Source organism: Gordonia sp. VNK21, assembly GCF_046098115.1.
GTDB lineage: Bacteria > Actinomycetota > Actinomycetes > Mycobacteriales > Mycobacteriaceae > Gordonia.
Genome location: NZ_JBJURU010000007.1, coordinates 221,345 through 230,046, shown reverse-complemented (window position 1 = coordinate 230,046; position 8,702 = coordinate 221,345). Strand labels below are relative to the sequence as shown.

At 64.6% G+C, this 8,702-nt stretch carries 6 protein-coding genes; 4 read left to right on the top strand and 2 right to left on the bottom strand.

The features are described from left to right. Together ACJMNC_RS09930 and ACJMNC_RS09925 are read left to right on the top strand one after the other, a co-directional pair. Nucleotides 1-168 (top strand): IS3 family transposase (locus tag ACJMNC_RS09930; RefSeq protein ID WP_408947793.1); only part of this gene is annotated, 168 nt, incomplete at its 5' end. Between the two features lie 101 nt (nt 169-269). Beyond that, nucleotides 270-1,049 (top strand): MerR family transcriptional regulator, encoded by a 780-nt coding sequence (locus ACJMNC_RS09925; protein WP_408947787.1) that lies wholly within the window; start codon nt 270-272, stop codon nt 1,047-1,049. A gap of 13 nt (nt 1,050-1,062) precedes the next feature. Here the strand turns inward: ACJMNC_RS09925 and ACJMNC_RS09920 are convergent, their stop codons facing one another. Then, nucleotides 1,063-1,770, bottom strand: a complete 708-nt coding sequence (locus tag ACJMNC_RS09920; RefSeq protein ID WP_408947786.1) for an O-methyltransferase — start codon at nt 1,768-1,770, stop codon at nt 1,063-1,065. Nucleotides 1,771-1,887: 117 nt separating this feature from the next. Further along, nucleotides 1,888-5,238: a DEAD/DEAH box helicase family protein gene (locus tag ACJMNC_RS09915; protein ID WP_408947785.1), complete on the bottom strand. Its 3,351-nt coding sequence runs from the start codon at nt 5,236-5,238 to the stop codon at nt 1,888-1,890. Between the two features lie 361 nt (nt 5,239-5,599). On the opposite strand from ACJMNC_RS09915, the gene ACJMNC_RS09910 reads away from it, so the two are divergent. Beyond that, on the top strand, nt 5,600-7,387 hold the full coding sequence (locus ACJMNC_RS09910; protein WP_408947784.1) for a DUF222 domain-containing protein: 1,788 nt from the start codon (nt 5,600-5,602) through the stop codon (nt 7,385-7,387). A gap of 62 nt (nt 7,388-7,449) precedes the next feature. Further along, complete coding sequence (locus ACJMNC_RS09905; RefSeq protein ID WP_408947783.1) at nt 7,450-8,691, top strand: AAA family ATPase; 1,242 nt, start codon at nt 7,450-7,452, stop codon at nt 8,689-8,691. Nucleotides 8,692-8,702: the final 11 nt, after the last annotated feature.

Sequence of the window (8,702 nt, the reverse complement as noted above, 5' to 3'; positions counted from 1 at the left end):
AACGTCCTCGACCGCCGCTCCTGGACCACCCGCGAGCAGCTACGCATCGCGATCGTGACCTGGATCGAGAGGACCTACCACCGTCGCCGTCGTCAGGCCCGCCTGGGCCGTTTGACGCCCATCGAGTTCGAGACCATCATGAACACGACCGCCGCACTGGCGGCGTGACTACAACCTGTCACCTAACCGTGCAGCAGTCCCTCATTCTCGGTCGCAGCGTGATTGCAAGCCTTGACCCTCCCGCGGCGTGAGGCCACATGATGGTGGCTATGACGACGGAACGCAGCGAGGAGCGGTGGACGGTGGGGCAGGTCGCCGAGAAGACCGGTGTCACCGTCCGCACTCTGCACCACTACGACGAGATTGGGTTGCTGACGCCCGGTGAGCGGTCACCGGCCGGCTACCGCGTGTACTCGGCGGCCGACCTCGATCGGCTGCAGCAGATCGTGCTGTACCGGCGGTTGGAGTTCGGGCTCGACCAGATCGCCGGACTGCTCGACTCCGGTCAATCACCGGTCGAGCACCTGCGGCGCCAGCGCGAAGTGGTCATGACCAGGCTCGACGAGCTCACCGAGTTGGTCGGCGCCATCGATAGAGCATTGGAGAGAGAAATGAACCAGCAGCCCGCCACCGATGCCGAGATGCGCGAGATCTTCGGCGACGGCTTCAAGGAGGACTACCAGACCGAAGCACAGGAGCGCTGGGGCGAGACCGACGCGTGGAAGCAGTCTGCCACGCGGACCAAGAACTACACGAAGGCCGACTGGGCCGAGATCAAGGCCGAGACCGACGCGATCAACCAGAGCTTCGTCGACGCCAAGCGGGCCGGTCTGCCCGCCGACGGCGAGGTGGCGATGGCTGCCGCGGAAGCGGCCCGGGAGCAGATGAACCGCCGGTTCTACGACTGTCCGCCGTCGTTCCACCGCTGCCTGGGGGAGATGTACGTCGCCGATCCGCGGTTCACCGCGACCTATGAGGACCTTGAACCCGGTCTGGCACAATATGTCCGGGACGCGATCGTCGCGAACGCGGACCAGTTGGAAGGATGACGTTCGCGCGGTGTCAGCGTTTCATCGAGACCTCGACGCCGCCCTGGCCGGGGATGGTGACCGACTGGAACGGCCCGTGCGGGTCGCGTACGTAGGTCAGGTAGTCGGCGTACTCCTTCGCGCCGCTGATGACGTTGTCGCACAGCACGAGGGCGCCGCGCCGGAGCTTGGGCTCCACGGCCTTGAGTGCGGGCAGGGCCATCGGAATCCAGATGTCGACCAGCATGAAGTCGATCGGGCCGTCGACGTCGGGCAGGGTCTCACGCAGGTCGCCCGACAGGATCTGCGTGTAGCCGAGAAGCCCGGCGTCGGTGAGGTTCTGCTCGGCCTGCGCCACCTTGCCGGGCTCGTGCTCGGTGCCGTACACCACGGCAGTCTCGCCGGTGCCGGCGACGTTGTCGCGCACAGCGGCGGCGAGATAGATCGTCGACACCCCGTACGAGGTGCCGGCCTCGACCACACGGCGCGCATCCAGTGAGCGGCACAGCAGGTAGCAGAGTTCGGCCTTGGACTTGTCGAGGGCGACCATCTTGTCGGCCAGGAAGGCTTTGCCGTCCTCGGACTGGGTGTTGTCCCAAGTGCCTTCGCGGAAACGATGCTTGACCATCTTGGTCAGCGCCGGCGCCGCGCTGCGGATCATCTCCTTCTTGCTGGCGCCGTGCAACCGGTCGGCGACGGCGCGGGCGGTGGGATCCAGAGGCGAGTCAGCGAGTTTTCCCATGGGGCGACCCTACGCTAGTTAGGTGACCCTAACAATGGTTCGGTGGGATGGATTCTCCGAGGACTGCTCAGCCAGGGCGGTCGCGATTCGTGTGCTGTGTACCGGTGGGAAGCCGTTTTATGCGACATCCTCGGGCATAGCGGTCTGTTTGATCGTCTGAAGAATCCCGACGATCGAATCGACGTCGGCTTCGGGGAAGAAGAAGTCGGGACCGGTCGGGGCATGGTCGGTATACGGCGATTCGAAAAGCCGTTTGGGTTCCATCACTCCGTTCTTGGTCAGCTCGTCGACGATATGTCCGACGAAGCGCACCTGCTCGGCGGAGAAGGTGGTGCCGTCGAGGTAGTGCTGGAACGCTTCGGTGGCAGCGGCCCGATCGAGGCCGACGAGGCCGCGGACAAAGATGCCGAGGCCACCTGTCTGCGCATCGGCCCAGTTGATGTCAGTATCCGCCGCTCCGGCCGCGATCAGCATCTGCTCCAGTTCGCCGATATCGTCTTTGGTCAGCTGCTTGTTGCGGCGAAGGCGTTGCAGTGCAAGGTTGTCCAGGTGATCCTTCAGGAAGGCCTCGGCCTTGGCGCGGAATCGCTCGAAGTCTGTACCGGGAGTCGTGCCGGGCAGTGACACCTCGACGGCGTCGACGAGGGTGTCGGTGAAGTCGGTGTACACCGGGTTGCGGGAGGTCTTCTCGATGAATCGGACCAGCCCGCGGATCCGGAGCCGAGCTATCTCAAGCATCGGCAGTGCCACACCGATCCACCACTCGTCGCCGGCGACGGATTCGAGGAGCACGGCCTGTTCGGCGACGGAGGGGATCGCGGTCTTGCTGAGCAGTGCGGCGGCCGTGTCCTGGATCGTCTGGCGCAGAGTGTCGGCGGCGACCGCGTCGCCTGCGAGCTGAGCCAACTGCCGCCGCAACACGATCAGGTCGAAGCGCTTGGCACGCTCGTCGTCGTCGCGCACGGTGGACGGCAGGTCCGCGATCTCTCGCAGCGTTTCGGCATCCTCGGGTGTCAGCGTCTTCCAGGAGTCGGCTGAGGCGAAGCGTTCGACCGTTTTGCGGTGCTTGCGGACCAGGAAGTTGTTGACGTTCATGCCCGCAACGATTTCGTGCAGTGTGTCGATGGTCGAGGTACGCAGATCAGGGTCATCGTCGCCGACCGCCATCACAAGATCGAGTCGGGCCTCGAAGAGCCGCTGTGCCAAAGACTTCTGGATCCGCCCTTCAGACCCGGGAAGGTCCTGGCTGAAGTACTCGAGGTTTCCGCAGAAGTCGAAGACGAAGAAATCCTTCTTGTCCTCGCCGGGCTCGAAGAGGTCTGGGCGCAGGCGGGTGCCGCGGCCGATCATCTGCCAGAACTTGGACTTGGATCGGACCTGTTTGAAGAAGACCAAGTTGACCACTTCGGGGACATCGATCCCGGTGTCGAGCATGTCGACACTGATCGCGATGTGCGGGTCTTTGTCTCTCATGGAGAAGTCGTCGATCAGCGTCTGCGCGTAGGGGGTTCCGTGGGTGATCACGCGTGCAAATCGTCCGCCGTACTCCGGATAGTTGAAATCGAAGCGCTTTGCGATGAACTCGGCGTGCTTCTGGTTCTTGGCGAACACGATCGTCTTACCGAGCCGGTCGCCGCCGGCCACATGGTGGCCCTGCGTCATCAGGGTGACGAGCACCTTGTCGACGGTGTCCTCGTTGAATAGGAACCGATTGAGTTCCTCGGCTCCCACCTCGTCGGGCGGATCGTCATCGCCCCAGTCGAGAGTGTCCCACTCGTCCTTCTCCTCGTCTGTGAGGTCGTCGTACCGTATGCCCGATCGCAGGAACTGGGTGCCGACGCTGATTCCCCTGGGCGGTACAAGCCACCGATCCTCGACGGCCTCCTCGAGGCTGTATGCGTCAGTGGGGACGCCGTCTTCGAGGTGGAACAGCCGGTAGGTGTTGTGGTCCACCTCGTCCTTCGGGGTGGCGGTCAGTCCCACCAGCAGCGTGTCGAAGTAGTCGAAGATGGCGCCGTATTTCGCGTAGACGGAGCGGTGGGCCTCGTCGATGACGATGAGGTCGAAGTATCCGGGACCGAAGCGCCGGAGGCCATCGTCGGTCTCGTTGATGAGATTCATCATCGTCGGATAGGTCGAGACGTAGATCCGGCCGTCGATCGCCTTCTCGGTGACCAGATTGACGGTGGTCGAGCCCGGCAGGTGTGCCTTGAACGCGTTCGCCGCCTGATTGACCAGTGCGGTTCGGTCGGCCAGGAAGAGCACGCGCTTGACCCAGTTGGCCTTCTGCAGCAGGTCGACCAGGGCGATCGTGGTGCGGGTTTTACCAGCGCCGGTGGCCATCACCAGCAGGGCTTCGCGCTGCTTGCGGTCGAAGGCGTCGGCGACGGCTTTGATGGCGCGAACCTGATACGGCCGTCCGGCGATGTCGGTGTTGACCGGTGACGGGGAGAGCGGAGTGCTGGTGCGCCGACGCTGGATGAGCAGCTCCAGTTCGTCACGCGTGTAGAAGCCCTGAATCTCCCTGGGTGGGTAGCCGCCCGCGTCGTCCCAGAGGTGGTGCTCGTAGCCGTTGGTGTAGAAGATGGCCGGTCGCCTGCCGAACTGCTGCTCAAGGCAGTCGGCGTACAGCTTGGCCTGCTGTCGTCCCAGTTCCGCGGACTTGGAGGTGCGCTTGGCTTCGACGACGGCCAAGGGCAGGCCGTCGGCACCCCACAGTACGTAGTCGACGTAGCCGGTGCCGGTGCTGTTCGGCATTCCGCTGACCGGATACTCCCGGTCGCGGTCCTGATCGAGTGGCCAGCCGGCCTCGGCCAACAGGACGTCGATGAACAGATCACGCGACTGTGCTTCGCTGTAATCCCGATCGTCGGGCTGCGACTCGGCTTGTGCGGCGGCGATCTGTGCCTTCAGCTCCGCGATCTCGGCCTCACGAGCGGCCAGCACCTCGTCCTTCGCGGCGAGGGCCTTGGCATGTGCTTCGTCCTGCTGAGCGAACTTCGCGGCGAGTTGAGCGACTTCCTCGCGTGTGAGCGGTGCAGCGCGGGCGGCGAGCTTGGGATCGAAGTGTGCCTGCATCGGCACGACGTCGGGGCGGGGCGAATGGTTGTACGACGTCCAGACGACGATCTGGAACAGCTCACGCAGAACCTGGTGCGAGACGTCGGGACGGATCTGCCGGCTCTCATGCACGGCCGTGTTCGCGAGCCGGCGGATCGCGGTCATCTTCTGCGTGATGCCCTGTGGCACTTGCCGCTTGAACCCCGGGTCATCGATCTTCGCGGCGAGGTCGTCACGGTATGGCGTTCTCAGCGACAGCACGTCGTACAAGTATCCGACGATCTCCTCGACGACGCGACGCGAGTAGAAGCAGGCGGTCCGCGGGTCGGAGCGCACGTACGACTCGGCGCGGGCACAGTCCTCGTGGATGTCAGGCAGTGTCTGGCGGACGAAGGCGAAGTTGCTCATATGGCAGCGTCGCTCGTCATCTCGTCGGTCATGGAATCACCCCTCGGGTGTGATCATATCGGCGCGCGTGATCCGGTCAGGGATGTCCGGCAAGCCGAATCACAAGCGCTGAGGGTCGAGTAGCTGCGGATCGGGCATGATCATCGGATATCTCCTAAGCCGGTCTGGGACGAACGGGCGAGCATATCCCGCGCCTCCGACATCGACATGCGCGCGTCGATCGTGAGGGATGGCGTTGGCCCACCAGGGAGGGCAGGGGGTGCGGCACAGAGAAGCACCACGGGATTGTCGGTACCCCGTGTCATAGTAGAGTCGAACATACAAGCTATCGTGTGTCGGCTCGCGGGGGAGGTGAATGACGATGGCATCCACGGACGGTGCGTCGGCGTGGGGGCGGGTGGATTGTTCTGTCGCGGGGATGATCGTTCCCGGGGACGAGGCCGGTGTCGATGCGCAGTGTCGTGGGTGGATGGCGTTCGCGGTGGCCGCGCATCGGGGGCAGTCGTTTTTGTACTGGTCGCAGCTGCGCGGTATCGGCGAGTTCCTCGATCTGGCGTTGGCCGAGGTGGGGGCGCAGGTCCACGATGGTGTGGCCGAGCGGGATCTGCTCGATCCGTGGACGGTCACCGTCGAGGAGGTCGCGATCGGGTTCGCGGTGCCGACGGGCAGGGCGCGGGCGTTGGTCGCTGAGGCGATGGCGGCCGCCGATCGTCTGCCGGGCACGTCGGAGTTGTTGCGGGACGGGGTGATCGATCCGGACATGTTCACCACGGTGGTCGATCGCACCGACATCGTCGACGACCCGCAGATCCTGGCCGCCGTGGATGCGGACCTGGCGTCGGGATTGGGCAAGGCCGGCCATATCTCGGTGCGGGCCGCCCGGCGGATCGCCGACCGGGTCGTCGCCCGCCGGGACGTCGACGCCGACCGGCGGCGCCGGGACAAGAATCGGTCGCGTACGAATGTGGTCCACCGCGACCGCGGTGAGGGCCTCGGGGCGTTGACGATCACCGCCGACGCCGAGGAATCACGCCTGGCACTCGAAGCGGTCACCGCCCTGGCCAAGGGGTGTTGCCCGAACGATCCGCGGACCCCGGGTCAGCGGCGATCAGCGGCGGCGATCGCCCGCCTGCGGCGGGTGCCGTTCACCTGCGCCTGCGGTGACGAAGCGACCTGTACCGCCACACTCAGCGACGACGAGGTCTCCGAACGCCAGGCCCGGATCGTCATTCACGCGGTCTGCCAGAAGAGCATCCTCGAGCCCGAGAATGCTCCCGAGAAGCCCGCACACAACGACGATGCTGGTGGCGCTGACGATGCCGACCCGGACTCCGGTGCCGACAGCCGTGGTGTGGCTGAATGCCGCCCCTGTGCCGACAGCGCCGGCGGTGGAGAGCCTGCTGAACCGGATCGGGACACCCCCGGCTACCTCGACGGTCACGGGCCGATCAGCGCTGAACAGATCCGGCGGCTCGCCGAGCGTCCCGACGCGCTCGTGCGTGACCTGGACCTGGACAACCTGCTGGATCCGGATGACGGGCTGATCGATCGGACGTATCAGGAGGCTGATCCGTACCGTCCGACGGCAACCCTCGATGCATTGGTGCGGGCCTTGTTCGGTACGTGCACCATCCCGGGCTGCGAGCGGGCGGCATGGAATTGCCAGCTCGATCATGTCGAGGAGTTCGACCAGGTCTGCCCGGCCACCGGTGGGCCGACGTGTTTGTGCAACGTGGATCCGAAGTGTCTCAAGCATCATCAGATCAAGACCCACCTGGGTGCCCAGCGTCCGCAGGACGGCTGGGTCGACGAGCTGTGGGTTGATGACAGTGGGGTGTTCTGGACTTCGGTGACCACCGGACACGGCATCACCGTCGACAGCCGTGCGGAGAACCAGTGGCTGCTCCCGCAGCTGACCGGGCTGCGTTGCCGTCACCGCGGATCAGCGGCGACGCCACTGGCCGAGTCACAACCCGACCACACCATCGAAGGAAGACGTTCGACAACTGAAAACCGAGTCGCCGAAACACGAGGCGGCGGCCGACAGGCTGCCACCGCGTACAAGCACGCCTGGCGGAAGTCTGTCCGCGCCAAGAACAGGGAATTGCGCGAGCAAGCCGCGCGGGACGCCGGCCCGCCGCCCTTCTGAATACAGTTCCGCTTTCCAGTTAACATTAACAACAGCGAGCCACAAGTTGTTAATGTTAACTCATGCGTGAACCCGTAGACTCCCCCTTCAGCCCTGGTGCCGACACGCCACCGCGGATCTGGGCTGGCCGGAGTCAGCAACTGAATGACTGGAACAGTATTCTGCGGCCTCGGCGGATCTCCGGAATCGACGAACGGGGTAGGACCTTCCTCGGTGAGGCTGGGGTGGGGAAGTCGTCTCTGGTGCGGACGATCGCTCGTGACGCCGAGAGTCGTGGTGACTGGGTCACGGATCAGATTCGGATCCCGCTGGGGAGTGACCCTATGCAGCGGCTCGCCGGCGAGCTCCTCAACCTCGCGAACAAGGCGGGGTTGTCGACGCGTCCCCGTCAGGAGCTGAAGGCCATTCTGGCTCGCGTAAGTAGCATTGCCGCATTCGGTGTGTCGCTGGAGCTGAGGGAAGGGCAGGAGGGTGACGAACCGTATGTCGCGCTCACCAAACTGCTGGTTGAGCTCGGAAGTGCCGCGATGGCGCAGGGAGTCATGGTCGTCGTCCACCTGGACGAGGTCCAGAACATCAGCGATGAAGCCGCGCTGTCGCAGATTCTCACGGCACTCGGCGACGCGCTGGCCACCGAGGTCACGGTCACCGCGCCAGGTGGTCGGGAAATTCTTCGCCACCTTCCCTTGGCGGTGTATCTCACGGGACTTCCTGAGTTCGAGGAGATGGCTCATGCCCAGCAGGGGGCAACCTTCGCTCGCCGGTTCCTGACCAACACCCTGCGCCCCATTACTGACGAAGACATGCAGGCCGCTCTTCAGGGGATCGTCACCGAAGGGTGGGAGATACCAGATCAGCACGGAGGAAGCGACTATGTGGTTCTCGACCCCGCCGCGCGTGACGCGATCGTTGACTTGAGCAAGGGAGAACCCTTCTTGTTTCAACTCGCGGGCGCGTACGGGTGGTACGCCGGAGACTCCGACACGATCACGCGCGAGGACGTTCTCGCCGGGTGGTCACTGGTTGAGAGCGAGGCTGTTTCCCATGTCTGCCGCATCCTCGACAGACTGCCGGAACGGGAACGGCAGTTCATTGAGGCGATGGCCCAGATCGATTCGGGTCGTCGAACACTCACGGCCATTGCCACAGCAGCTGGATATGCTACCCCGCAGCAATCAGGGGCAGTCCCGCAGCGACTCGACCAGATTCGCGGGATCATCAGTCGCGGCAAACCCTACGCTTTCCGCCACCGGGCGGTGGAAGCGTATCTGACAACGGACTGGCCCAGAATCGAAGCGGACTGAGCGGCGGTGTT

Excerpts from the sequence above, each read along its gene's own strand:
- ACJMNC_RS09920 (WP_408947786.1), bottom strand. The coding sequence starts at position 1,770 with ATGGGAAAACTCGCTGACTCGCCTCTGGATCCCACCGCCCGCGCCGTC.
- ACJMNC_RS09915 (WP_408947785.1), bottom strand. The coding sequence starts at position 5,238 with ATGAGCAACTTCGCCTTCGTCCGCCAGACACTGCCTGACATCCACGAG.
- ACJMNC_RS09910 (WP_408947784.1), top strand. The coding sequence starts at position 5,600 with ATGGCATCCACGGACGGTGCGTCGGCGTGGGGGCGGGTGGATTGTTCT.
- ACJMNC_RS09905 (WP_408947783.1), top strand. The coding sequence starts at position 7,450 with ATGCGTGAACCCGTAGACTCCCCCTTCAGCCCTGGTGCCGACACGCCA.
- ACJMNC_RS09925 (WP_408947787.1), top strand. The coding sequence starts at position 270 with ATGACGACGGAACGCAGCGAGGAGCGGTGGACGGTGGGGCAGGTCGCC.